This window comes from Streptomyces spirodelae, from assembly GCF_017676385.1.
Classification (GTDB): domain Bacteria; phylum Actinomycetota; class Actinomycetes; order Streptomycetales; family Streptomycetaceae; genus Streptomyces; species Streptomyces spirodelae.
The window spans coordinates 1-24,417 of sequence record NZ_JAFFZN010000006.1 but is presented as its reverse complement, the minus strand read 5'-3'; the positions used below and the strand labels follow the sequence as shown (position 1 = coordinate 24,417).

At 71.7% G+C, this 24,417-nt stretch carries 18 protein-coding genes; 7 read left to right on the top strand and 11 right to left on the bottom strand.

Translation table 11 applies throughout. The features are described from left to right. Window positions 1–25: 25 nt before the first annotated feature. A complete protein-coding gene (locus tag JW592_RS08780; protein WP_229375466.1) occupies window positions 26–664 on the top strand; it encodes a pyridoxamine 5'-phosphate oxidase family protein in 639 nt (212 codons plus the stop codon). A 10-nt stretch (window positions 665–674) separates the two neighbouring features. Here JW592_RS08780 and JW592_RS08775 read toward each other — a convergent pair whose 3' ends face one another. Continuing rightward, window positions 675–1,613 (bottom strand): esterase/lipase family protein, encoded by a 939-nt coding sequence (locus JW592_RS08775; protein WP_372446474.1) that lies wholly within the window; start codon window positions 1,611–1,613, stop codon window positions 675–677. A 278-nt stretch (window positions 1,614–1,891) separates the two neighbouring features. On the opposite strand from JW592_RS08775, the gene JW592_RS08770 reads away from it, so the two are divergent. Further along, on the top strand, window positions 1,892–4,207 hold the full coding sequence (locus tag JW592_RS08770; protein WP_209264379.1) for a heavy metal translocating P-type ATPase: 2,316 nt from the start codon (window positions 1,892–1,894) through the stop codon (window positions 4,205–4,207). Window positions 4,208–4,368: 161 nt separating this feature from the next. Then, on the top strand, window positions 4,369–4,818 hold the full coding sequence (locus JW592_RS08765; RefSeq protein WP_209264378.1) for a DUF3515 family protein: 450 nt from the start codon (window positions 4,369–4,371) through the stop codon (window positions 4,816–4,818). 44 nt (window positions 4,819–4,862) lie between these two features. Here the strand turns inward: JW592_RS08765 and JW592_RS08760 are convergent, their stop codons facing one another. After that, window positions 4,863–5,891 (bottom strand): DNA polymerase Y family protein, encoded by a 1,029-nt coding sequence (locus JW592_RS08760; protein WP_209264377.1) that lies wholly within the window; start codon window positions 5,889–5,891, stop codon window positions 4,863–4,865. Beyond that, window positions 5,888–9,409: a DNA polymerase III subunit alpha gene (locus JW592_RS08755; RefSeq protein WP_209264376.1), complete on the bottom strand. Its 3,522-nt coding sequence runs from the start codon at window positions 9,407–9,409 to the stop codon at window positions 5,888–5,890. The genes JW592_RS08760 and JW592_RS08755 overlap by 4 nt, the downstream gene beginning before the upstream one ends. 440 nt (window positions 9,410–9,849) lie before the next feature. On the opposite strand from JW592_RS08755, the gene JW592_RS08750 reads away from it, so the two are divergent. Beyond that, window positions 9,850–10,878, top strand: coding sequence for an aspartate-semialdehyde dehydrogenase (locus JW592_RS08750; RefSeq protein WP_209264375.1), 1,029 nt, complete (start codon window positions 9,850–9,852; stop codon window positions 10,876–10,878). Window positions 10,879–11,108: 230 nt separating this feature from the next. On the opposite strand, the gene JW592_RS08745 is transcribed toward JW592_RS08750, so the two are convergent. After that, window positions 11,109–12,185, bottom strand: coding sequence for a S1 family peptidase (locus tag JW592_RS08745; RefSeq protein WP_229375464.1), 1,077 nt, complete (start codon window positions 12,183–12,185; stop codon window positions 11,109–11,111). Between the two features lie 566 nt (window positions 12,186–12,751). Further along, window positions 12,752–13,666, bottom strand: coding sequence for a S1 family peptidase (locus JW592_RS08740; RefSeq protein ID WP_372446470.1), 915 nt, complete (start codon window positions 13,664–13,666; stop codon window positions 12,752–12,754). Window positions 13,667–14,141: 475 nt separating this feature from the next. Here JW592_RS08740 and JW592_RS08735 point away from each other — a divergent pair, with 475 nt between their 5' ends. Next, a complete protein-coding gene (locus JW592_RS08735) occupies window positions 14,142–14,600 on the top strand; it encodes a cell division protein SepF (RefSeq protein WP_209264373.1) in 459 nt (152 codons plus the stop codon). Between the two features lie 68 nt (window positions 14,601–14,668). Here the strand turns inward: JW592_RS08735 and JW592_RS08730 are convergent, their stop codons facing one another. Continuing rightward, on the bottom strand, window positions 14,669–15,853 hold the full coding sequence (locus tag JW592_RS08730; RefSeq protein WP_209264372.1) for an acyl-CoA dehydrogenase family protein: 1,185 nt from the start codon (window positions 15,851–15,853) through the stop codon (window positions 14,669–14,671). 122 nt (window positions 15,854–15,975) lie between these two features. After that, complete coding sequence (locus tag JW592_RS08725) at window positions 15,976–17,679, bottom strand: MFS transporter (RefSeq protein WP_209264371.1); 1,704 nt, start codon at window positions 17,677–17,679, stop codon at window positions 15,976–15,978. A gap of 325 nt (window positions 17,680–18,004) precedes the next feature. Between JW592_RS08725 and JW592_RS08720 the strand changes: the two genes are divergently transcribed. Next, window positions 18,005–19,171, top strand: a complete 1,167-nt coding sequence (locus JW592_RS08720) for a putative hexosyltransferase (RefSeq protein WP_209264370.1) — start codon at window positions 18,005–18,007, stop codon at window positions 19,169–19,171. A gap of 292 nt (window positions 19,172–19,463) precedes the next feature. Continuing rightward, entirely contained in the window at window positions 19,464–20,372 is a 909-nt protein-coding gene (locus tag JW592_RS08715) for a phosphatase PAP2 family protein (protein WP_307805344.1), read from the top strand. A gap of 75 nt (window positions 20,373–20,447) precedes the next feature. Here JW592_RS08715 and JW592_RS08710 read toward each other — a convergent pair whose 3' ends face one another. The 4 genes from JW592_RS08710 to JW592_RS08695 form a co-directional block, all read right to left on the bottom strand. Then, the gene (locus JW592_RS08710; RefSeq protein WP_209264369.1) at window positions 20,448–20,657 is read right to left on the bottom strand and encodes an I78 family peptidase inhibitor; all 210 of its coding nucleotides are present in this window, start codon (window positions 20,655–20,657) and stop codon (window positions 20,448–20,450) included. Between the two features lie 268 nt (window positions 20,658–20,925). Further along, complete coding sequence (locus tag JW592_RS08705) at window positions 20,926–21,912, bottom strand: helix-turn-helix transcriptional regulator (RefSeq protein ID WP_209264368.1); 987 nt, start codon at window positions 21,910–21,912, stop codon at window positions 20,926–20,928. 87 nt (window positions 21,913–21,999) lie between these two features. After that, window positions 22,000–22,974, bottom strand: coding sequence for a hypothetical protein (locus tag JW592_RS08700; RefSeq protein ID WP_209264367.1), 975 nt, complete (start codon window positions 22,972–22,974; stop codon window positions 22,000–22,002). Continuing rightward, window positions 22,971–24,224, bottom strand: a complete 1,254-nt coding sequence (locus JW592_RS08695; protein WP_209264366.1) for a glycosyltransferase family 4 protein — start codon at window positions 24,222–24,224, stop codon at window positions 22,971–22,973. The genes JW592_RS08700 and JW592_RS08695 overlap by 4 nt, the downstream gene beginning before the upstream one ends. Between the last annotated feature and the right edge of the window lie 193 nt (window positions 24,225–24,417).

Sequence of the window (24,417 nt, the reverse complement as noted above, 5' to 3'; positions counted from 1 at the left end):
CTACGGCCGAAAGGGCGGAGCGTTCATGACGATTCCGGAAGCGATGGTGGAGGTCACCAGCGAGGAGGAGCTGCGCGGCCTTGTCGGGGAGCCGGCCTCGCACACGGTGAACAAGAACAGGACCGCGCTGCACCCCTTGGACCGCGACTGGCTGGCGCACTCGCCGTTCTGTCTGGTGGCCACCTCGGCGGCCGACGGAAGCTGCGACGTCTCCCCCAAGGGCGACCCGCCCGGCTTCACCAAGGTTCTGGACGACCGCACGATCGCCATCCCCGACCGGCCGGGCAACAAGCGCATCGACGGCCTGCGCAACATCCTGTCCAATCCGCATGTGGGCCTCATCTTCTTCCTGCCGGGCCGCGGCGACACCCTGCGGATCAACGGGCGGGCACGGATCGTGCGCGAGGCGCCGTTCTTCGACGAGATGGTGGCGCGGCGCAACCGCCCGAAGCTGGCGCTGGTGGTGGAGATCGAGGAGATCTTCCACCACTGCTCCAAGGCGTTCCTGCGCTCCGGCACCTGGCAGCCGGAGACCTGGCAGCCGGACGCGCTGCCGAACCGCGCCCGGCTGGCCAAGGCCCTCGACCGGGCCGAGGACTCGCTGGAGTTCCTTGAGGAGTACTACGGCCCGTCGTACGCCGAGAAGATCCACACCGAGGGCTGACCCCCTCTCCTCAGGAGAAGCAGGTCGTGGGGGTGGCGTGGGCCGGGTCGAGTGCGTTGGCCGTCTCGTGCCACGCCATCCGGTCGGCGAGCGCGACAGCCAGGTGCTCGGAGATGTTGAGCGGGCACAGCTCCTGGAGCGTCACGTTCTTCACGTTCGGGCCTTCGAGGAACTGTGTCTTGTAGGGCGTGACGACCTCGTCGTACTTGGTGGCGATCACGGTGTACTTGACGCCGGGCACCGTGTCGCCGCCCGCGTTGAGCTTCTTGAGGAAGTCCGATCCCTCCTTCTGCTGGAGCAGCGCCGGGCCGATCTCCTCGACCACGTCGCCGATGGGCGGGAACCGGTCGGCCAGCTCCGCCAGACCGCTGAGGGTGGTCCCATGGTTGCTGGGGGCGATACCGATGAGCGCGTTCACCTTGGGGGCGCCTCCCAGGAACCTGAGGTACTGGCGGGGCATCATGCCGCCCTGTGAGTGGCCGACGATGTCGACCTTCTCGGTGCCGGTCGCGGCGAGCACCTTGTCGACGTAGGCGGCGAGTTGCCGGGCGGAGTCCTCGATGGGGCCGAGCCCGTGGAAGAAGGGCTTGCCAGGCAGCTGCCCGTAGTCCAGGGAGAAGACGCAGTAGCCCCGCTTGACCAGGTAGGGGGCGAGTCCCAGCCAGTTGTCCACGGAGTTGCCGAAGGTGCCGTGGACCAGGACGACGGCGCGTGGGTGCGCGGCCGAGGGCTTGCAGGAGTAGTCGTTCCAGCCGCCGGTGGTCCCGCTGAGCGTCCCGGCGCTCTCGGACGCGGGGGCGGCGGTGGGGGTGGCGGCCGCTGTGGTGGTGGCGGGCAGGGCCACGACCGCGACGGCCATGGCCACAGCCGTGGCCGTTGATCCGCGCACTCGCTTCGACGGTCTGCGGGCCGGCTTCGACGGTCTGCGTACGCGTTTCGACGGCAGCATCGACTGCTTCGGCTTCATGTCCGGCTCCTCGTGCTGTGAGGGGAGGGGGGTGGGAGCGGAGCTGTTGGAAACGTCGTCAACTTACGCGCGAGTAAGGTCACTGACCAGTACCCGCGTACGACCAATTTCGGACAGTCGGCGAGCCGCGCACTCCTTGCGCTATATACCCCTGGGGGGTATACATGAAGGCAGCGCTACTCATACCCCAGGCGGGTATGAAACAGTAGTGCGGAGGCACTCGTGACCCGGGCCGCGCCGGGCACCACCGAGGAGAGACGATGACCGCGACGCATGAGAGCACCGAGAGCACCACGGCCACCGGCGGCCCGGCCGCCGGCACCGAGGTCGAGCTGGCGATCGGCGGTATGACCTGCGCTTCCTGCGCCGCCCGCGTCGAGAAGAAGCTCAACCGGATGGACGGCGTCACCGCCACGGTCAACTACGCCACCGAGAAGGCCAAGGTCAGCATGGGCGAGGGCATCCAGGTCGCCGACCTGATCGCCACCGTCGAGGCCACCGGCTACACCGCGGCCCCGCCCCCCGAACCGCGCCGCCCGGACCCGGGAGAGGACCACAGCAGCGAGGGCGCGGCCGCGGAGGGCGGCCGGGACGACGAGCTGCGCTCCCTGCGCGAGCGGCTGATCGGCTCCGTGCTCCTCGCCGTGCCGGTCATCGCGATGGCGATGATCCCAGCGCTCCAGTTCGAGTACTGGCAGTGGCTGTCCCTCACGCTCGCGGCGCCCGTCGTCGTCTGGGGCGCCTGGCCCTTCCACCGCGCCGCCTGGACGAACGCCAGGCACGGCGCGGCCACCATGGACACCCTCATCTCACTCGGCACCTCGGCCGCCATGCTCTGGTCGCTGTGGGCGCTGTTCTTCGGCACGGCGGGGATGCCGGGGATGACACACCCCTTCGAGCTGTCGATCGAACGGAGCGACGGCGCGGGGAACATCTACCTGGAGGCCGCCGCCGGAGTCACCGCCTTCATCCTCGCCGGGCGGTACTTCGAGGCCCGCTCCAAGCGGAAGGCGGGCGCGGCGCTCAGGGCGCTGCTGGAGCTGGGCGCCAAGGAGGTGACCGTCCTGCGGGACGGCCGAGAGGTGCTGATCCGTACCGAGGAGCTGGCCGTCGGTGACCGCTTCGTCGTCCGCCCCGGCGAGAAGATCGCCACGGACGGCACCGTGGTCGAGGGCAGCTCAGCCGTGGACGCCTCGATGCTCACCGGTGAGTCCGTGCCCGTGGAGGTCGGCACCGGCGACAGCGTCACGGGTGCGACGCTCAACGCGGGCGGCCGGCTGGTGGTCGAGGCCACCCGCGTCGGCTCCGACACCCAGCTGGCGCGGATGGCCAAACTGGTCGAGGACGCGCAGAACGGCAAGGCCGCCGCGCAGCGGCTCGCTGACCGGATCTCCGCTGTCTTCGTTCCCGTGGTGATCCTGCTCGCTCTGGCCACCGCCGGCTTCTGGATGGTCAGCGGCGCCGGGCTGACCGCGGCCTTCACCGCGGCGGTCGCCGTCCTGATCATCGCCTGCCCCTGCGCCCTGGGGCTGGCCACTCCCACCGCGCTGATGGTCGGCACCGGGCGGGGGGCCCAGCTCGGCATCCTGATCAAGGGCCCGGAGGTGCTGGAGAACACCCGCAAGGCCGACACCGTCGTCCTGGACAAGACCGGCACCGTGACCACCGGCGAGATGACGCTGCTGGCCACACACGCGGCGGACGGCACCACCGTGGAGGAGGTCCTGCGGCTGGCGGGCGCCCTGGAGAACGCCTCCGAGCACCCCATCGCGCAGGCCGTGGCCAAGGGCGCCGAGCGGGAGTACGGCACGCTGCCCACCCCCGAGGACTTCGCCAACGTCCCCGGACTCGGCGTCCAGGGCGTGGTCGAGGGCCACGCGGTGCTGGTGGGACGCGAGAAGCTGCTGGCCGACTGGGCGCTGGAGCTCCCCGAACCGCTGGCCGCCGCCAAGGAGGCGGCCGAGCGTGCCGGTCGTACGGCCATCACCGTCGCCTGGGACGGCGAGGTGCGCGCCGTCCTGGAGGTCGCCGACGCGGTCAAGCCCAGCAGCGCCGAGGCCATCCGGCGGCTGCGCGAGCTGGGTCTGACGCCGATGCTGCTGACCGGCGACAACCGCGCCGTGGCCGAGTCGGTGGCAGTCGAGGTGGGCATCCCTGCCGAGGACGTGATCGCCGAGGTCATGCCCGAGGACAAGGTCGGGGTCGTCAAGCGCCTCCAGGACGAGGGCCGCTCGGTGGCGATGGTCGGCGACGGCGTCAACGACGCGGCCGCGCTCGCCCAGGCCGACCTCGGCCTGGCGATGGGCACCGGCACCGACGCGGCCATCGAGGCCGGTGACCTCACCCTGGTGCGGGGCGACCTGCGCGTGGCGGCCGACGCCATCCGGCTCTCCCGCCGCACGCTGGGCACCATCAAGGGCAACCTCTTCTGGGCCTTCGCCTACAACGTCGCCGCGCTGCCGCTGGCCGCCGCGGGGCTGCTGAACCCGATGATCGCGGGTGCGGCGATGGCCTTCTCCTCCGTCTTCGTGGTCGGCAACAGCCTGCGGCTGCGGAGTTTCCGGGCGGCGGGGTGAGCCGACGCCGGCACGGCCGGTGATCCGTACCGGCCAGTGATCCGTACGACTCCCGCTGCCGTGGCGACCGGCCACGGCAGCGGGTTCTCGCATGACATCCTGACGGGATGCGGTGGGGAACGGGGAACAGAAGAGCGGGAATCGCCGTCGGAGCGGGCATCGTGGCTCTGGCTGCCGCCGGCGGCTGGTACGCCCTGTCCCCGTCGGCGTACTCGGTCGAGGCAGCGCCCTTCGCCGGCGACCCGGCCTGTTCGGACGTGCTGTCCAAGGCTCCGCGGACCCTGCTGGGAGAAGGCCGGGACGAGGTCGACGGAAAGAGCGCCGCCGCGTGGGGTGACGCCTCGGTCGTCCTGCGGTGCGGCGTCGAACCCCCGTCCTCCACCCTCGATGTGTGCGTGGACGTCGACGGCGTGCACTGGGTGCTCGACGAGAAGAGACTCGACAGCGACGGGGACAAGGTCCTCAGGACCTTCGGCCGCGACCCCGCCGTCGAGGTGGCCATCGACGCGAAGAGCGGACTGAGCGGCGACGCGCTGGTTGTCCTGAACCGAACGGTCGAGAAGATCCCGCAGAAGTCGAAGTGCACCGACCTGAGCGACGTCCCGCTCTGAGTCCCTGGCGGGGCGCGCGTCCCTCCCGCCGAGGCTCCCGCTGGCTAGGCCGCCCGCGGTGGGTTCGAACCGGCTGGGCGTACGGCGGAGACGCCGAAGCGGCGGCGGGCGCGGTCGGCTGCCGCCTCGGCCCGGCGGGCCTTCTCCTCCCGTACGTCGAACGAGAGCTGATGCGCGGCGAGTTCCGCGGCCGTCAGCTCCTCGGCCCGCAGGGTGACACCGCGGACCCGGGCACGCTGGAGGGCCAGCGCGTCGTGCAGGGCGTAGGCCACGGCGGCCAGCGCGGGGGTGTGCGCGGTGGGTTCGGGCAGCGCGCGGGTACGGGTGGTGGCGGTGCGGTCGGCGTACCGGACGGTGAGTGTGAGCGCCCGCGCCACCTGCCCCTCGGCACGCAGCCGGAACCCCAGGTCGTCGGCGAGGGTGAGCAGGGCGCCGCGGCGGCGTCCGGCGTCGAGCTCGTCCCGCTCGAAGAGGTGTTCGGCACTCGCCGAGCGCGGTGGCGCCGTAGGGGTGACGGGCGTGGGGTCGATGCCCCGCGCCCGCTCGTGCAGCCGGCGGCCGGCCGCGGCGCCGAGGATGCGCTGGAGGGTGGCGAGCGGCGCGGCGGCGAGACGGCCGACGCTGTCGAGCCCGTATCCGCACAGCGCCCGCGCCGTCGCCGGACCGACCCCGTGCAGCGCCGCCACCGGTCTGCTGTCGAGGAAGGCGGCGGTCTCCGCCGGGCGCACCTCACGTACCTGGCCCGGCTCGCCTGCCTGTGCGGCCATCCGGGCGAGCAGCGGCCCTGCGGCGACGCCGACGGTGCAGTCGACGCCGTACAGAGCGAGCGCGCGCAGCCTCACCAGCCGCGCCAGCTCGACGGCGTCCCGCCGGAAGTACCGCAGTGCCCCCCGGACATCGGCGAGCGCAGCGTCCGGCGGGAGGGCCTGGACCACCGGGGTGATGTCGGTGAGCAGCGCCAGGAGCGCCTCGTAGTACTCACCCCCGGCGTCCGCCGTCAGACCGCCGAAGTGCACGTAGAGCACATGGGTCTCCCCGCGCTGGCGCGCGTTCTCCCCCGCGTGCCCGCTCATCCCGCGCTCCCCGGGCTGGAGTGCCACATCTTGCGGAGCGCCTTGGGAGAGCCCGCGGCCTCACCCGCGGGACGCAGGTCGGCCCAAGGGTGCATCTCGTAGCCTGGCGCGACCTCGATGGTGCGGCCGGGCCCGGTGGCGGATTCCCCCACACCTCCCGGGGGCTCCCCCAGCCGCGCTGTGACCGCCTCCAGGCCGCCCTCGCGGCGCAGTTCGACCAGCTCGGCCAGGTCCCAGGCGGCGGAGCCGACGACGGTGAGGCTGCGCGGGCCGCGCCGCTGGACGACGCCGCGCACCAGCAGCAGCCAGGAGTGGAAGACGGTGTGAGCGCAGGCCGGGTGCGAGTCCTCGAAGAAGGCGAGGTCGGACAGGCCGGTGCCGTCGTCCAGGGTGGTGAAGATGACGCGCTTGCCCGAGGCGAGCGGCGGTGTCTGGGTGGCGGCCTTGGCGCCCGCGATCAGTACCGTCTCGCCGTGCCGCGCCGAGCGCAGGGTGCGGGCCGAGTGAGCGCCCAGCTCCCGCAGGAAGGCGACGTGGTCGGCCATCAGATGACGGGAGGTGTCCATGCCCAGGACGTCGAGTTCGGCGCCGAGGCGTTCCTCGCTGTCCAGGTCGGGCAGGTGGACGGGCTCCGCCTGCCGGGCCGTGCCCGCGGTCCCGCTCGCAGCGGCGCCCTCCCCCAGCGCCAGCTGTCCCTCGCGCGCCCCGGCAGCGCGCTGCGCCCGGTGCAGTTCGGCGATGTGCAGCAGCAGGTCACGGCGGTTGCCGCCGGGTGCGAAGGCGTCCAGCGCGCCGACCTGGGCGAGGCGCTCGGCCACCGGCCGGGAGGGGCGGGCCCGGCGCCAGAAGTCGGCGAGCGACTCGTAGGGCTGCCCGGCCTCGATCCGGGCGGCGTCGGCCTCGCTGATGCCGTGCACCTCCGCGAGCGCGAGTCGTAGCCCCCATACGCCGGAATCGGACTCCAGTTCGATTCGATAGGCGACCGAGGACCGGTTCACCTCCAGCGGCAGCACCGGCACCCCGCGCCGCCGCGCGTCCGCCAGCAGCAGCCGCTTGGGGTACATACCCGGATCGTGCTCCAGCAGCCCGGCGTAGAAAGCCGCAGGATGGTGCGCCTTGAGCCATGCCGACTGGTAGGTCGGTACGGCGAACGCCACCGCGTGCGCCTTGCAGAACCCGTACGAACCGAACGACTCCACGACCTCCCAGGCGTGTGCGATCACCTCCGGCGCGACCCCCCGCCGTGCGGCCGCCCGTTCGAACCAGAGCTTCGCGCCCGGCCGCTGCTCGTCGTCCTTGAGCACCCGCCGCACCTCGTCCGCCCGGCCCCGGTCGCAGCCGGTCAGCCGGGAGAGGATGCGGATCACCTGCTCGTGGAAGATCGCCACCCCGTACGTCTCGGCCAGCGGCTCGGCCAGGCCGGGGTGCGGATGACGGATACGGCGCCGCCCGTGCCGCGCCTCGATGAAGGGGCGGACCATGTCGGCGCCGACCGGCCCCGGCCGGAAGAGGGAGATGTCGACGACCAGATCGTGGAAGGTCTCCGGCTGGAGCCGCCCGATCAGCTCGCGCTGCCCCGGCGACTCGATCTGGAAACAGCCCAGCGTCTCGGAGGAACGGATCAGCTCATAGGTGGCGCTGTCGCCCTCCGGAATCGCGTCCAGTTCGACCCGCTCCCCCGTCGCCCGCTCCACCTCGGCGACCGCGTGCGCCATCGCCGACTGGAGCCTGACACCCAGCACATCCAGCTTGAGCAGCCCGAGGTCCTCCACGTCGTCCTTGTCGAACTGCGCCATCGCGAAGCCCTCGCCGCTGGTGGGCACCACAGGCGTACGGGCCCGCAGCGAAGCGTCCGACAGCAGCACCCCGCACGGGTGCATGGCCACCCCGCGCGGCAGCCCGTCCAGCGCCTCCACCAGCTCCCAGAACCGCTCTCCGTGCTCCGCGGGCGCCCCCTCCCGCCGCAGCTGCTCCAGCTCCGGCAGCTCGGCCAGCGCTGCGCGCGCGTCCCGCGCCCTGATGTGCGGAAACGCCTTGGCGAGCCGGTCGGTCTCGGCCGGGTCCAGGCCCAGGGCCGCGCCCACATCGCGGATCGCGTGCCGCACCCGGTAGGTCTCGGGCATCGCCACGGTGGCCACCCGCTCCTCGCCGAACCGTTCGAAGATGGCGCGGTAGACCTCCAGCCGCCGGGCCGACTCCACATCGATGTCGATATCCGGCAGCTCGACCCGGCGCGGCGAGAGGAACCGCTCCATCAGCAGCCCGTGCTCGACCGGGTCGGCGTGCGCGATGCCCAGCAGATGGTTCACGAACGACCCGGCACCCGAGCCGCGGGCCGCCACCCGGATGCCCCGCTCGCGGATGTCCTCGACGATGCGCGCGACGGTCAGGAAGTACGAGGAGTAACCGAGCCCCTCGATGACGGCCAGCTCCTCGTCGAGCCGACGCCACCGCTTCGCATCCCGCTCGTAACGCCGGGTGATCATCCCGGCGGCGCACCGTGAGCGCAGGGCCCGCACCGCCGTACGGCCGCCGGTCCCGGCCAGACGAGGCTCGGGAAAGTGCACCCTGCCCAGCCCCAGGTCCTCCTCCGGATCGACCCGGCAGGCCGCCGCGGTCTCCTCGGTGAGAGCGAGCAGCCGCAGTGCGGTGCTGTGCCCGTACCCGGCGGCCCGGGCGATCCGCTCCGCCGCCTCGGCCATCTCCTGCGGCCCCTTCAGCCAGCGCTCACCGCCGTCGAGCCCTCTGCGCGGGTCGACGGGGACGAGGCAGCGGGCGGCGTCCAGCACATCGGCGACGTTCACCTCGGCTGCCGGGGCCGGGTCGGCGTAGCGCACGGCGTTGGTCAGTACGGGCTTCACCCCCTCCTGGGCCGCCAGCCCCAGCATCCTGGCCGCCTCCCGCAGCGGCCCGGAACCGGTGACCGCCAACCGGAGCGCGTCCCCGTAGATCTCCCGCCACCCGGCGAGGAGGGCCGCCGCGCGGTCGGGGCGGCCCGCCGCGAGGGCGCGCCCGATGTCGGACTCCGCGCCCAGCAACACGATTACGGCTTCGCCGTGCAGCGCCGCCCATGGGAGGAGCGGCTTTTCCTGGTTGCTTCCCATTTGGGAGGTCCCAGCCCCGTGGTCGTGGGCTGCGGTGATCATCCGGCACAGTTCGGACCAGCCGTGTGCGCCGTCGCGGGCGAGGAAGACGGCCCGCTGGGCCGACTCATCGATGAAGCGTCCGCCTCTGGCCGGCGTTCGCCCCTTACTGGTGACACCACTGCTGGTGCCCCCTCTCCGGTCCGGCTGCTGTTCGACGGCGAGCTCGACCCCGTACACCGGGCGTACGCCGGCGCGGGCGCATGCCTTGGTGAAGCGGACGGCGCCCGCGAGGCTGTCCCGGTCGGTGAGGGCGGCCGATTCCATCCCCCGTTCGGCGGTGCGCTCCGCGAGGGTTTCGGGGTGGGAGGCTCCGTATCGCATGGAGAAGCCCGAGGTCACGTGCAGGTGCGTGAAGCTGAAGCCTGGCCTCATCTGTGCCACCTCCTGCCTCTGTGCCCCCTCTCGCTGTCCCGAGCCACCACAATAAACCAGCCATCGAAACTTTATTCGAATCTCGCCGCCCCCCTTGGCACCCCCGCCCTTCGGGGTCCGCCGCTTGTGAACGCGGGCCCCTCACGGGGTGGCCCCCCGCGTTGTGGACGCACGCCCCGTTTGTTGCTTCGAAGTCCCCCGACGCCCGTCCGGCGAGGACCCGGGGGTTCGGGGCGGAGCCCCCAACATGGGGAGAGAGTCAGAGGGCCGGGCCCTCAGCCAATGGCGGCGGCCCTCAGCCAATGGCAGCTGTGACTCAAATCAAAGTGCTGGCCCCCCGTACCCGACACCAGGCAGGGTAGAAGCGGAACACGCACGTAACCCGAGCGCACAGCGGCGACCCCAGGCCGCCACCCGCTCAGCAAGGCAAAAGGAGCCCCATGAAGGTCGGGATTGTCGGAGCCACCGGTCAGGTCGGCACAGTGATGCGCGAGATTCTGGCCGAGCGCAATTTCCCGGTCGACGAACTGCGCCTGTTCGCCTCCGCCCGCTCCGCGGGCCGCACGCTGCCCTGGAAGGACGGCGAGGTGACCGTCGAGGACGCGGCGGCGGCCGACTACAGCGGACTGGACATCGTCCTGTTCTCGGCGGGTGGCGCCACCTCCAAGGCGATCGCCGAGAAGGTCGCGGCGCAGGGTCCGGTCGTCATCGACAATTCCTCGGCCTGGCGGCTGGACCCCGAGGTGCCGCTGGTCGTCTCCGAGGTGAACCCGGAGGCCGCCAAGCGCCGCCCCAAGGGGATCATCGCCAATCCGAACTGCACCACCATGGCCGCGATGCCGGTGCTGCGTCCGCTGCACGAGGAGGCGGAGCTGACGGCGCTGGTCGTCGCCACCTACCAGGCGGTCTCCGGCAGCGGTCTGGCGGGTGTCGCGGAGCTGGAGAGCCAGGCCCGCAAGGCGGTGGAGAACGACGCCGCGCGGCTGACCTTCGACGGCGAGGCGGTGGACTTCCCCGAGCCGGACAAGTTCAAGCGGCCAATCGCCTTCAATGTGCTGCCGCTGGCCGGCTCGATCGTCGACGACGGTCTGGCCGAGACGGACGAGGAGCACAAGCTCCGCAACGAGAGCCGCAAGATTCTGGACATTCCGGACCTGAAGGTATCCGGCACCTGCGTGCGGGTTCCCGTCTTCACCGGCCACTCGCTCCAGGTCAATGCCCGTTTCGCCCGTCCGCTCAGCCCGGAGCGCGCCGCCGAGCTGCTCGGAAAGGCGCCGGGTGTGGAGCTCTCGCCGATCCCCACCCCGCTCCAGGCGGCGGGCAAGGACGCCAGCTATGTGGGTCGTATCCGCGCTGACGAGACCGTGGAGCACGGCCTGTCGCTCTTCCTGTCCAACGACAACCTCCGCAAGGGTGCCGCGCTCAACGCCGTGCAGATCGCGGAGCTGGTCGCGGCCGAGCTGAGCTGACAGCCCCCGGCTGAAAAGCCGCACGGAACCCCCCGGACCTCGTCCGGGGGGGTTCCGCTGTGGGGGGTTCCGAGCCCCTCGGCAAAAGGGGCTCACCAGGATCCCGCGTGGGGGCCGGGCGCCGAACCGGCCGACGCGACCGCCGGAAGCGTCAGCCGGAGGCATCAGCCAGAGACGTCAACCGGGAGGCATCAGCCAGAGGCATCGGCCAGAGGCATCAGCCAGAGACGTCAGCCGATCTTGGCGCCGAGCGCGTCCAGCGCGGCAGGCACCGGCTGGAAGTAGGTCTCGCCGCCGGAGGAGCAGTCACCGCTGCCGCCGGAGGTCAGACCCAGCGCCTTGTCGCCGGCGAAGAGCGAGCCGCCGCTGTCGCCGGGCTCGGCGCACACGTCGGTCTGGATCAGCCCGTTGACGGTGCCCTCCGGGTAGGAGACGGAGGCGTCCAGCGCCTTGACCGTGCCGTCGTGCACCTGGGTGGTGCTGCCGCTGCGGGTGACCTTCTGGCCGACCTGCGCCTCGCCGGCGCCGGAGATGGCCTGGGTGCCGCCGTCGTAGAGGTTGACCTCGCTCGGGTGATCGGTGTCGCCGGTGTAGGTGGCGATGCCGTAGTCGTTGCCCGGGAACTTGCCGTCACCGCTCTTGGCGATCTCCTGGCCGCCCTGCTTGTCGGACCAGGACGAGATCGCGGTGGTGCAGTGACCCGCGGTCAGGAAGCCGGGCTTGCCGTCCTTGGTGGTGACGTTGAAGCCGAGCGAGCAGCGGCCGCTGCCGCCCCAGATGGCGTCGCCACCGGCGATCTTGGTGGTGAACTTGCCGTTGGTGCGCTTGAGTTCGGCCTTGCCGCCCTGGGCCTTGATCTGCTTCTTCAGCGCGGTGAGCTTGGCGCCCTTGACCGTGCTGTCGGCGGTGACGACGACCTTGTTGGCCTTCACGTCGACGGCGCGGGCCGTGCCGGTGACGTCGTGCTCGGTGAGGGTCTCCTTGGCGGAGGCGAGCTGGGAGAGGGTGTGGTCGACGACCCGTGCCTTGGCGCCCGCCGCCTCGGCCTTCTTCTTGGCCGCGTCGTCGGTGACATTGACGACGAGTTGCCTGGCTTTGGCGTCGTAGTAGGAGCCCGCGTGGCCCTTGAGGCCCGAGGTGAGCTTCGAGGCCAGCTTGGCTGCCGAGGCGGAGGAGAGGGTCTTGGCCGTGGGGGCTTCGGGTGCGGCGTTGGCGGTGGTGACCGTCAGCGCTCCGGCGGCGAGGGCGGCGGCGCCCGCGCCGGCGAGCAGAATCCGCCGTTTGGGTACGCGTCGGTGGTTGGACAACGTGATACCTCCAGTGGGGGGTTGGGCCCGCCCGAGGCGTGGGCGGGCCCGGAGGATGTACGGACACGCCCCTCTTACCCAAGAGGAAGTCGCGTCCATGCCAACTTGTGCGCCGAGTATTGCGAGTCGGCGATCTCCGCACAAGACTCAGATCGCGTCAGCCGACCGGAAGTTCGGTCTGCCGGTCAAGGGGCCGAACGTCCCTTCCTGTCCCCTGACGTCCGGTAGAACGAACACGCGGGGCAACGTGGTGTGTTCAGTACGTAAGGCATGGACCTGTCCGGTATTCGTCCCCTTCAACGGCCGGATTCCGGCGAGGGATCGAAGCATCCGCAGCAGCCGACGCCCGCGCGGACAGCGCGTCCGCGCTCGCGCGCGCGAACACACCCGCGCAGCGGCACACAAAGACGCGCGCCCAGAGAGATGTGCGCCTGCCGCCGGACCGGAGGCCGACCGGCACCGGCACCGGCCCCTTGCACACGGAAGTGCCCGTGCACGCACCCAGGGGGCGTGCACGGGCACAGGGTGACCGCGCCGCGTTCAGCGCGGCTACTGGTGACGGAGCGTCAGTAGACGTTCACGCCGTACCTGCTGAGCGCCTCGGTCACCGGCTGGAAGAACGTCGTCCCGCCGGTACGGCAGTTGCCACTGCCGCCGGAGGTCAGACCGTAGGCGGTGCTGCCCCGGTAGAGAGGGCCGCCGCTGTCGCCCGGCTCCGCACAGACGGAGGTGCGGATGAGGCCGTAGACGATGTCACCGCCGCCGTAGTTGACGGTGGCGTTGAGCCCGGTCACCGTGCCGCTGTGGGTGCCGGTGGTGCTGCCGCGCCGGGTCACCGCCTGGCCGACGGACGGCGTGCCGGCGCTGGTGATGTCCTGGCCGCCGACGGTGCCGGGGTGCGAGACGGAGGAGTTGCTGTAGCGGACGATCCCGTAGTCGTTGCCGGGGAAGCTGGAGCCGGCGGTGGGACCGATGAGAGTGGAGTGGCTGGAGTTGGTGTACCAGTTGCCTCCGCCGTCGGTGCAGTGCCCGGCGGTCAGGAAGTAGTAGGTACTGCCGCTGCGCACGTTGAAGCCCAGCGAGCAGCGGTAGGACCCGGAGTAGATGGCGTCCCCGCCCGAGATGTACTTCTGGAACTTGCCCTTGACGCGCTCGATCTTCAGAGCGCCCGCGTTCTTGCCCGCGGTCTGCCGGATCTCTGCGATCTCGGCACGGGAGACGCGGCTGTCGACGGCGACGACGAGCTTGTTGCTCTTCTTGTCGACGTGCCACGCCGTGCCCGCGACATCGGCGGCCCGCACGGCGTCACTTGCCGTGCTGAGCTGACTTGCGGTGTAGGTGTGGGGGGCCGGAGCTTCTGCTGAAGCGGTGGCCGGCGCGATGAGCGCCCCCGCCGCCGCCATGCCCGACGCGACGGCGATCAGCCCGTTGCGTCTCCGGCGTGCCAAGCTGCCGTTGGCTTTTGTGCGTTTGGTCCTCACTTTTCCTCCCGATCAGGGAAACCAAGCGTGCTCCTGACAAACGCTGCATGGAGTATTCGCAGCGGCTTTCCAGCCCCGCAAGGGCGTCTTTCGGACTCCTTGGGTCCAGTTCGCGTGCCGTCCACGCCGTTTGACAACGGGAGGAGTGGGGGAGGAGACGATTCTGGCCTACAGCCGGCCAGCCCCCGGTCAACCTGGGAGCACGGCGGGGCAGTCGCTCACTCGGATGGCATCGACGGCCACCCGTCCGGCCGGAACGGGACAAGGCGGAACATCCCGCACCCCGTCACCAGCCGCTCGGAACAACAATCTTGGTCGAGCGCCACCCCGTTGTGCACCAGAACCGTCACGAATGCCGTGCTGGACGGGTAACCGCTTGGCGCATCATCAGCATCATGGACGACCATAGGGGTTGCGGACCCGCGGCGGAGCGCTAGAGAACGGTGGGACACCGCGCAGAGGAGAGGAGGCGTCCATGGGATCGGTGCGCAAGGCGAGTGCCTGGCTGGGCCTCGTCGACGACAGTGAGATGCGGTACTACGACTACGCCGACGGGGCGGACGGCCCCGCCGAGGCTCCCGAGCCCGGGGACGCCGCGCGTGAGCCGTGGGTCACCGACCCCAGAGTGCGCGTCACGGCCGAGACGGCGCAGGACCAGGGCACCAAGATCGCGACGGTCAGCCCGGAGTGCTTCCGCGACGCCCGCGGCATCGGCGAGCTCTTCCGGGACGGGGTACCGGTCATCGTCAACCTCACCGCGATGGAGCCCGCGGACGCCAAGCGGGTCGTCGACTTCGCGGCGGGGCTGACCTTCGGGCTGCGCGGCTCCATCGAACGGGTCGCCAACCGGGTCTTCCTGCTCACGCCGCCCGACTACAGCGTCGTCACCAACGAGGACCGCCGCGACCCGGGCGGCTTCTTCAACCAGAGCTGACCACCGCAGGGGCTACCCGGTAGCCCCTGCGGGCCGGCGGGCGTCTCCCGAGGGGAGACGGAGCCCCGCTACCCCCGGAACGCGTCGATCCCCGTCAACGCCTTCCCGAGCACCAACTGGTGCATCTCCACGGTCCCCTCGTAGGTGAGGACGGACTCCAGGTTGGTGCTGTGCCGCATCACGGGGTACTCCAGCGAGATCCCGTTCGCCCCCAGCACGGTCCGTGCGGTGCGGCAGATCTCGATCGCCTCCCGCGTGTTGTTGAGCTTGCCGAAGCTGATCTGCTCCGGCCGCAGCCGTCCCGCGTCCATCCGCTGTCCCAGGTGGTGCGCGAGCAGCACGCCCTTGTGCAGTTCGACCGCCATGTCGGCCAGCTTCGCCTGGGTGAGCTGGAAGGCCGCCAGCGGTTTGCCGAACTGCTCCCGCTCCTTGGCGTACCACAGCGCCGCCTCGAAGCAGGACCGGGCCGCTCCCATCGAGCCCCATACGATGCCGTACCGGGCGTGGCTCAAACAGCTCAGCGGGCCGCGCAGCCCCTCGGCGCCGGGCAGTACCGCGTCCGCCGGCAGCCGCACCTCGTCCAGCACCAGCTCGCTGGTGACCGAGGCGCGCAGCGAGAGCTTGTGCTTGATCTCGGGTGCCGAGAAGCCCGGGGTGTCGGCGGGTACGACGAACCCGCGCACGCCCTCGTCGGTGCGGGCCCAGACCACGGCGACCCCGGCGACCGAGCCGTTGGTGATCCACATCTTGCGCCCGGTGAGCACCCAGTCCGAGCCGTCACGCTTGGCAAAGGTGCGCATGCCGCCCGGGTCGGAGCCGTGGTCGGGCTCGGTCAGCCCGAAGCAGCCGATCACCTCGCCGGCGGCCATCGGCGGCAGCCAGCGCTGCTTGTGCTCCTCGCTGCCGAACCGGTGGATGGCGTACATCGCCAGCGAGCCCTGGACGGAGACCAGGGAGCGGATGCCGGAGTCGGCGGCCTCGAGCTCCAGGCAGGCCAGGCCGTACTGGACGGCACTGGCGCCCGCGCAGCCGTAGCCGGTCAGCGACATCCCCAGGGCGCCGAGGGAGCCGAGTTCACGGGCGAGGTCACGGATGCCGGGCAGCTCGCCACGCTCGTACCACTCGGCGACGTGCGGCAGGACGCGATCGGCGGCCCAGGAGCGCACGGTGTCGCGCACGGCGCGGTCCTCGTCGCTGAGCAGGTCGTCGATCCCCAGCGGATCGTGCGCGTCGAACGCGGGCAGTGAGCTCATGGGCAGCGCCTTTCGTGAAGATCACGCGTCGTGAAGATCACGCGTCGAAGAGAGCACGCGTCGTGAAGAGAGCACGCGGTGGCGGATCACCCGGAGGGACGGTCCCGGACACCGAACCGACGCTACGACCCGGTAACGCCCCGCGACAAGGGGTGCCCGGAGCGTCGTGGCCGGTCATGTGGCGCACTGTCGCGCTGTTCCGCACCGCCGTGTGCGGCCTCGTGGCCCGCACCGCCGCGGGTGGCGCTTCCGGTGCCCTCCATCCGGCGCGGCAGCCGCAGCGCGGCCAGCGCGCCGAGCAGCAGCAGGCAGGCGCTGACCAGCAGCGTCACATGGAGTCCTGTGACGAACGAGGAGCGTGCCGCCGACCGCAGCGCCTCCCCCGGGCCGCCGCCGAGATGTCCGGCGACCTCGTACGCCTCCCCCAGCGAGTGGCTGGCGTCGGCCCCGGTCGTCCCGGGCAGCCCGAGGCGGTGCGCCGCGCTGCGGACGCCAGGGCCGTACGCGGCGTTCATCACGCTGCCCAGCAGGGCGATGCCGATGCCGGCGCCGAGCTGGTAGGCGGTCTCACCGACGGCCGCCGCGCCGCCGGACTGGCCGGGCGGCGCCTCGCTCAGCATGGATTCGTAGCAGCCGAACAGAGTTGTCTCCAGGCCGAAGCCCAGCAGCACGAAGGCGCCGATCAGCAGGCCCGGCCGGTCGTGCTCGCCCACTCCGGTCAGGCACAGCACCGCCAGCGCTGTGACCACGAAGCCGAGCGCGACCATGAGGCGCGGCCCCAGCAGCGCCAGCAGCCGGGAGCCGAGGAGTCCGGCCGCGATGGCGGCGACCGACAGCGGCAGCAGCCGCAGCCCGGTCTCCAGTGGGGAGAGCCCGAGGACGAGCTGGAGGTACTGGGCCGCGATCAGCGCGAGACCGACCAGTGCGAGGACGGTCAGCACGATGCAGCCGACGGAGGTGCCGAAGGCGGCGCGGGTCAGGGTGCCGAAGTCGATCAGCGGGTGGGGGCGCCGCTGCTGCCTGCGGACGAACAGCGCGATCAGCACCGCGCCGGTCAGCAGCGGGAGCCAGCACAGCGGGGTGAGCACCTCGCCGCCGCCCGCCTGTTTGACGCCGAGTATCACCCCGAAGAGGCCGAGCGCCGCCATGCCGGCGCCCAGCACGTCCCAGGGGCCGTCGCTGCCGGTCGCGGACTCCGGCAGCAGCCACCGTCCCACCGGCAGACCCGCGGCCATCAGCGGAATGTTGATCAGGAAGACCGAGCCCCACCAGAAGTGTTCCAGCAGCGCCCCGCCCACCAGCGGTCCGACGGCCGCGCCGACCGCGGCGACGGCGCTCCAGATGCCGACGGCCAGCGCGCGCTCGCGGCGGTCGGGGAAGACCTGGCGGAGTATCGAGAGCGTGGCCGGCATGATCATGGCGCCGCCGACACCGAGCAGGCCCCGGGCGCCGATCAGTACGGCGGGGGTGGCCGCGTAGGCGGCGACGGCCGAGGCCGCGGCGAACAGCGCATAGCCGAACAGCAGCACCCGGCGGGTGCCGATCTTGTCACCGAGCGTGCCGAAGAGGATCAGCAGCGAGGCGCACACCAGCGGATAGGTGTCGACGATCCACAGCAGTTCGATGGAGCCTGGCCGCAGGTCCTCGGAGACGGCGGGCACGGCGACATGCAGCACGGTGGCGTCCACGGCCACCAGGAGCAGGCTCGCGCACAGCACGACGAGCACGGTCCACCGGCTCACGTCCCGGCCCGGCCGCCGTGCTCCCGCTCCGCCTACGGGGACGTCCGCCGCCTTCCGCGATATGGCCGTGGTCGTCCCGGACATGTACGCACCTCCTGTTGCTCTCGCACCCGCGGGGCGGACCGTGGGGGTGGGGGACGGTCACCCGGGTCGCGGCACCTGCCCGCGCGGCCCGTTCGGCGTCGGCGTCCGGCCCCGATGGAGAGGGGCGAGTGCCGGTCAGCGTACGCGAACCGGCGCAGGCGTCCAGCGCTCCCCCATGCATCTGGTGGACCGTCGCCGGTGCATCTGCCCGGGACGCAGCCGTCCATGACCGCGATTTTCCAGCGGTTTCCCCGCGTCGGTCACCTTCGCGGAGGTTTCCGTCCCGCCGAGCGGCGCTGCGCCGCGGTGGCCAATAATCGTCCGAATGACTGACCTCGCCGACCCCGGCAAGCCCCGGACGCGGAGCGGGTCCGCCGCGCGCGGCCCCACCAGGACCCGGCCCGGGCCCGCCCACGCGCTGCTGGCGTACGTGGGCGTGCGCGCGCTGGGCCTGCTGGCGCTGGCCGTCTGGAGCGCGACCCGTGGCACGAGCGCGCACACGCTGCTCACGGGCCGCTGGGACTCCTTGTGGTACGCCCGGGTCGCCGAGGGCTGGTACGGCTACCAGGTACGGCTGCCGGACGGCGGGGTCCACTCCGACCTGGCGTTCTTTCCGCTGCTGCCGGCGCTGGAGCGAGGGCTGTCGCAGCTCTCGCCGCTCGCCGCGCCCGACGCCGGCATGGCGGTGAGCTGGCTCTCCTCGCTGGCGGCGGCCTGGGCGCTGTATCTGACCGGCACGCGGCTGCACGGGCACCGGGCGGGGGTGTGTCTCGCGGTGCTGTGGGCGGCGGTGCCGGTGGGTGTGGTGCAGTCGATGGCCTACAGCGAGTCGCTGTTCACCGCGCTGGCCGCGTGGGCGCTGTGGTCGGTGCTGAACGGCCGCTGGGTGTGGGCCGGCACGCTGGCGGCGCTGGCGGGGCTGACCCGCCCGGTCGGGGCCGCGGTGGTCGCCGCCGTGTGGATCGCGGCGCTGCTGGAGCTGCGCGGCGGGCGGCGGGCGCCCGGTGCCCGGATGGTGCTCGGGCTGCTGCTGGCGCCGGTGGGCTGGTTCGGGTACGTCGCGTGGGTGGGGGTGCGCACCGGAAGTGTCACCGGATATCTGGACATCCAGGGCCAGTGGGGCAACGGCTTCGACGGCGGCTGGGCGTTCGCCGGTTTCATCTGGGAGAACCTGACCGGCACGGTCGTCGGCGGCCTCGGGCTGCTCGCGGGTGTCGCGCTGGTGATCTGGCTGTACGTGCTGTGCGTACGGCAACGGCAGCCCGCCGCGCTGCTGGTGTACGCGGGCGTGGTGGTGACCCTCGCGCTGTGCGCCAAGGGTTACTTCGGTTCCAAGCCGCGGCTGCTGCTGCCCGCCTTCCCGCTGCTGCTGCCGGCGGCGGCCGCGCTGGCGCGGTGGCGTCCGGCACGCGCCGCGGCGGCGCTGGCCGCGCTGGCGGTCGCGTCGGCCTGCTACGGCGCCTGGTGGCTCAACGGCTCGGGCCCGCCGTGAGAAGTGGGACGGGAGGTACGCGGAGGGGCGGGAGGTGTACTGGGGGCAGGAGGTGCGCAAGGAGCGTTTGTCCCCGGAAAACAGCGCGCGGGAGCGGGGAATGAAGAAATTTCCCGTCAACCCGCCTGTGACCGAAGTCGCTTCATGGCCCCGTCCGACAATCAATCGGCGCCGGAAACGCGGGAGATAAACAGAACCTAAGCCCGCGTGAGGCGCTTTTGCACATCACATCGGCATCACGAACGGGCCGTCATCGCCGGAGCGGCTCTTCACGCCCGGTAATCTCGATTAGGTGCGTACCGACCGAATCTTCTCCCGGCTGGAGCAGGAGCCTCATCGCCCCCGCGGGCCCTTCCCGCGCATGAGCCCTGTCCGGCTGGGCCTGTTCAGCGCCACGGTCGCCTTCTATCTGGCGATCGTGGTGGCCGTGCTGGGTACGACGTGGCTGGTGCGGCTCGACTGGCAGGTCATGCTCTTCCGCCCGTACAAGCAGTGGCCTCAGATCCACGGCTTCCTGGACGCCTTCGTGGTGCTGGGACAGCGCGGCCCCACCGCGGTGCTGGTGGCGGCCTGGCTGGGCTGGCGCTCCTGGCGGCAGCGCACGCTCCGGCCGCTGCTGGCACTGGGGTTCGCCCTGCTGCTGCTCAACGTCTCGGTGGGCGCCGTCAAGATCGGCCTGGGCCGCCTGGGTCCGCACTACGCCACGGAGATCGGCTCGGCCGAACTGTGGGCCGGCGGCGATATATTTCCTTCCGGCCACACCGCGAACGCGGTGGTGACCTGGGGCATCCTCGCCTACCTGGCCACCACCCCGCGGGCTCGCCGATGGCTGTCCGTGGTGGCGGCCGTCTTCGCGCTCGGCGTGGGAGCGACCACCGTCTACCTCGGTACGCACTGGGTGAGCGACGTGCTCCTGGGCTGGGCAGCCGGGCTGCTGATCCTGCTCGGGCTGCCCTGGTGCGAGCCCGCGATCGCCCGCGTCGAGGCGTTGGTCTTCGCCCTGCGGGAGCGATTCGGCACCGCCGGCTCACCGCTGGCGCCCAAACCGTCCGCGGCGTCCTCACCCGCCGCGCAGCCGGTGCCGGCCCGGCAGCCGCTGGTCGGCGCGCGGGTACCGGCGCAGGACTCCGGAAGCGGGACCCGCGCGGCGCTGCCGCGTACGGCCGAGGAGACGCGGGCTCCGGCCTCCTCGCGGTACTGAGGCGCCGGCTGAGGGCTTTTCTCCCCCACCGTGAGCCGGCTGCTACCGGGAGCTGCCGGCGGCTGAGTCGGCCCTTCAGCCCGCCCAGCAGCGCACCACCTGACCGTTCTCGACCGTCAGATTCAGCCGCCCGGTGACGTACTCCATGGTGATGATCGCGTCCGGAGCCAGGTGACGCACGCTGGACCAGCCGCGTTCCCGGGCGCGCCGTTCGGCCTCCTGTGCGGCGAGGCCGACATAGCTGTCCGGGTCGTCGTCGGGCGGTTGCGGTGCGAAGGATTCCATGGGGCCACCGTATGCGGACGGGAAGGCAGCCGGAAGTCCCGTCCCCGCAGCGGCGGCGTCACGCTTGCGTCACAACACTCGGTGCACGCCCATGCGTTGTCCGCTTCACTCGTCCGTGGCCTCCGCGCACTCGTCCCACTCGCAATTCGACGCATTCGATATTCCGCTTCCCGCTCCGGAATCAGCGGCGTCGACGTCGCTCTCACGTATTTCCGAACTGCGGGGGAAGGACATATGAAAAGCGGTGGAAGAGTTACCGAAGAGCCGATTACCTGCCCTCCCCGCCCGGCACCGCGGGGGCCAGCGCGCGGGACAGCCGGTCCCGCAGGGTGCCGACGTACTCCGTCAGCTCAGCGGGCTCGCGCACCTCGAAATCGAAGCCGAGCATGAGGATGTGGACCAGAATCCCCTCCAGCGAGACGGCTCCCGTGCGCAGCAGGCAGCTGTGCTCGTCCAGCGGCTCCAGGGTTCCGGAGGACATGGAGATCCGCTCGGCCGCCTGTTCCATCGGCGCACGCAGCAGCACGGTCGCCCGCGCCGGGTAGACGCGGGTGGAAACGCCCTCGGAGACCCAGGCTGCCAGGTCCTCCGCCGGGGGCGTGCGGGGTTCGAAGCGCGGCCCGTGCGGCGGGGTCAGCGTGATGCGGTCGGCCCGGAAGGTGCGCCAGTCGGCCCGGTCCAGGTCCCAGCCGACCAGGTACCAGCGGCGGTGTGTGGTCACCAGCCGGTGCGGTTCCACGGCGCGACGGCCGGTTGCGCCGTCGTGCGTCTCGTACCGGAAGCGGAGCCGTTCGTGGTCGCGGCAGGCGTGGGCGAGCTCGGCCAGGGTGGCGGCGTCGACCGCGGGGCCGCGGTGGGCGCCGCCCATCGGCACGGTGAACTCGCTGAGCGCGCTCACCCTGCGGCGCAGCCGGTGCGGGAGGACCTGTTCCAGTTTGACCAGGGCACGGGCAGAGGCGTCGCTGATGCCGTCCACGCCGCCGTCGGCCGCGCCGCGCAGACCCACCGCGACGGCCACCGCCTCCTCGTCGTCCAGCAGCAGCGGCGGCAGCTGGGCTCCGGCGCCGAGCTGGTAGCCGCCTGCCGTGCCGCTGGTGGAGTGGACGGGGTAGCCCAGCTCGCGCAGCCGGTCGATGTCCCGCCGCACGGTGCGGGGGCTGACATCGAGCCGCCGGGCCAGGTCGGTGCCCGACCAGTCGCGGTGGGTCTGCAGCAGTGAGAGCAGCCGTAGCAGGCGTGCCGAGGTCTCCAGCATGCGCCGAGTCTGACACCGCTCGCGGACAGCTTGCGTCCGCGAGGGCCTGCCGTGGGCCGGCACTCACCGGCGGGGCCTGGGGGCTGCTCAATCCACGCGGTCCACGCGTACGGCCAGGTCGTTGTTGAGCGTGTAATAGGGCTTGGCCCTGGCCGTGGGCTGCTCGTTCGCCGGCTGCGGTCCGGTGAGCGGTTCGACGGCGTGCGCGGGGTAGGTGAAGATCCGCTTCTTGTCCGGGACGTCGTCCAGGATGCGCGCGATCCGCACCGCCTCAGCGCCCTTCTCAGGGCGCAGCCACAGGTCCCACAGCCGGTTGGCGGCCAGTGGCGAGTAGGGCAGGACGGCGGTGAACTCCCGCAGGTCGGTACCGGCGAGGGCGTCCACGACGACCGGCTCGGTCTCGCCGCGGCGCGGCCACGCCTCCAGCCGCGCGGTGTCGGTGACCTCGACTCCGTACAGCCGCCCCGCCAGCTCCAGTGCGCCGTCGCCCACCCGCAGCGTCCCGGCCTCGGCGTGCGGCCAGCGCATCCAGGCGCGGACGCTGAGATTGCCGTGCTTGGTGGCGTAGGGGATGCGGACGCCCAGCCAGTTGCGGGTCTCCTGCGGGACGCGGTCGACCAGCGAGCGCAGGTCGTTGACGCCGGGCGCCAGCCTGCGCGGTGGCCGCCCCGGGAGCGCGAGGAAGACGTTCCAGCGGCCCTCGGCCATCCGCACCGTGCTGGGCAGCGCGGCGCGCAGAGTGCCGGGTTCCGCCTCCTGTACGGGCGTCAGCGGCAGCCGGATCTCCTCGGTCTCGCCGGAGAGGGCCGGACGGCGACGCAGCAGCAGCCCCACGTCGCCGCCCTGGGCCTCGGCGACGGGAAGTCTCAGATCGAAGGTGAGGCCCCCGGCGCTGTCGGCGGTGCAGTCGACGGCCGGGCCGCGCTGGGCGGACTGTGAGGGCAACGGTTCTCCAGCGTTGTGGCGGTGCTTCTCCCTGGCGGTGGTGGCCAGCGGCGCGAGCGGGCTGTCGGCGGTGGTGGCCGCCGGCGGTGGAACGGTCTCGGTGGTGCTGCCGCTCATGCTGTGTGTCCTCCCTGGAGCGCTCCTGGCCCGGTGCCGGTGAGGGCGTCCTTGACGGCGTAGGCCCCGCCCAGCAGCGAGGCACGGGTGCGGTGCATGCCGCGGCTGCCCTTGCCGACCAGGTCGCGCAGTATCGACTCGTAGCGGGCGCCGATGTGCGCGGGATCGAAGCGCGCGGAGTCGGCGAGCGCCGCCCGGCCCATGCGGTGCCGCAGTTCGTCGTCGTTGATGAGGCCGAGCAGCGCCCCCGCGACGGCGTCCTCGTCGCCCGTGGGCACCAGGCGGCCGTCGACCCCGGGGCGGACTATCTCCGCGGGGCCGTGCGGGCAGTCCGTCGCCACGACGGGCAGTCCGCAGCGCATGGCCTCGACGATGGTCATGCCGAAGGACTCCAGGCTGGAGGTGACGGCGGCTATCGATCCCTTGGCCCACTCCGGCTCGATGGGGTGGATGGGCCCCATCAGGAAGACGTGGTTGTAGAGGCCGAGTTCGTCGATGAGCGCGCGCAGTCCCGGCTGCTCCCGGCCGCCCCCGTAGATCCGCAGCCGCCAGTCGGGGCGCTCGGCCACCACTTTGGCGAAGGCCCGCACGAGCAGGTCGTACCGTTTGGCCGGGGCGAGACGGCCGGCCGCGACGACCCATTTGCTGTTGCCGTCGGCCGGGGTGACGCCGGGCTCGGGCACGCTGTTGGGCACGGCCTCTATCCGCACCCCGGGCAGCCGCAGCATGCGGCGGTAGTCGGCGGCGTCGGCCTCGGTGACGGTGGTCAGTGCGTCGAGCCGGGGATAGACGCTGCGCAGTACGAGCTTCAGGCGGCGGGAGTGGGTCGCGAGGGTGAGGTGCTCCTGCCCCAGCCGCACGGGACCGCGCCTGGTCTGGCGTGCGATATGGGTGTTGAGGCCGGGGCGTGTGCCGATGACGACGTCCGCCTCGGTGCTGCCCAGGTGGTCCCCGATGAGGCGGTCGGTCAGCGCGCTGTACATCGGGTACTTGCCGTCGGCCTCCGGGAAGACCTCGGCGGGCCGGGCATGGTCGGTGCCCAGCGCGTCCGGGGTCCGCACTCCCCTGGTGTCGAGGAGAGGGCGCAGCTTCACCCCCGGCCCCGGGTCGAAGACGGGGCGGTCCCGGGTCCGGAAGACCGAGACCACCTCCACGTCGTGGTGCTCGGCCAGGGTGCGGGCCAGGTTGTAGGTGGTGCGGACGGTTCCCCCGATGGCATACCCGTTGTGGAGCAAAAAAGAAATGTGCATTTTTACCCGAGTCCCACGCATCCTCGCGGTCAGTCCCCCTCTGTCCGCCTGCCACCGAGCTAGACCGTTAAGTACCGGCGAGGGTTGGGCACTCTGAGCAGGTTGTTTCAGAAGAGTTCTGAATAGTTTTACTTTTGTGACCCTGTGCGGGGAACTTCTGCTGCGCGTGGGACGTTCGCGGACCACGACAGGC

Coding starts and splice junctions, on each gene's coding strand:
- JW592_RS08735 (WP_209264373.1), top strand. CDS start 14,142: ATGGGATCGGTGCGCAAGGCGAGTGCCTGGCTGGGCCTCGTCGACGAC.
- JW592_RS08710 (WP_209264369.1), bottom strand. CDS start 20,657: ATGGAATCCTTCGCACCGCAACCGCCCGACGACGACCCGGACAGCTAT.
- JW592_RS08775 (WP_372446474.1), bottom strand. CDS start 1,613: ATGCTGCCGTCGAAACGCGTACGCAGACCGTCGAAGCCGGCCCGCAGA.
- JW592_RS08780 (WP_229375466.1), top strand. CDS start 26: ATGACGATTCCGGAAGCGATGGTGGAGGTCACCAGCGAGGAGGAGCTG.
- JW592_RS08705 (WP_209264368.1), bottom strand. CDS start 21,912: ATGCTGGAGACCTCGGCACGCCTGCTACGGCTGCTCTCACTGCTGCAG.
- JW592_RS08720 (WP_209264370.1), top strand. CDS start 18,005: ATGACTGACCTCGCCGACCCCGGCAAGCCCCGGACGCGGAGCGGGTCC.
- JW592_RS08700 (WP_209264367.1), bottom strand. CDS start 22,974: ATGAGCGGCAGCACCACCGAGACCGTTCCACCGCCGGCGGCCACCACC.
- JW592_RS08770 (WP_209264379.1), top strand. CDS start 1,892: ATGACCGCGACGCATGAGAGCACCGAGAGCACCACGGCCACCGGCGGC.
- JW592_RS08755 (WP_209264376.1), bottom strand. CDS start 9,409: ATGAGGCCAGGCTTCAGCTTCACGCACCTGCACGTGACCTCGGGCTTC.
- JW592_RS08750 (WP_209264375.1), top strand. CDS start 9,850: ATGAAGGTCGGGATTGTCGGAGCCACCGGTCAGGTCGGCACAGTGATG.
- JW592_RS08725 (WP_209264371.1), bottom strand. CDS start 17,679: ATGTCCGGGACGACCACGGCCATATCGCGGAAGGCGGCGGACGTCCCC.
- JW592_RS08730 (WP_209264372.1), bottom strand. CDS start 15,853: ATGAGCTCACTGCCCGCGTTCGACGCGCACGATCCGCTGGGGATCGAC.
- JW592_RS08695 (WP_209264366.1), bottom strand. CDS start 24,224: ATGCACATTTCTTTTTTGCTCCACAACGGGTATGCCATCGGGGGAACC.
- JW592_RS08760 (WP_209264377.1), bottom strand. CDS start 5,891: ATGAGCGGGCACGCGGGGGAGAACGCGCGCCAGCGCGGGGAGACCCAT.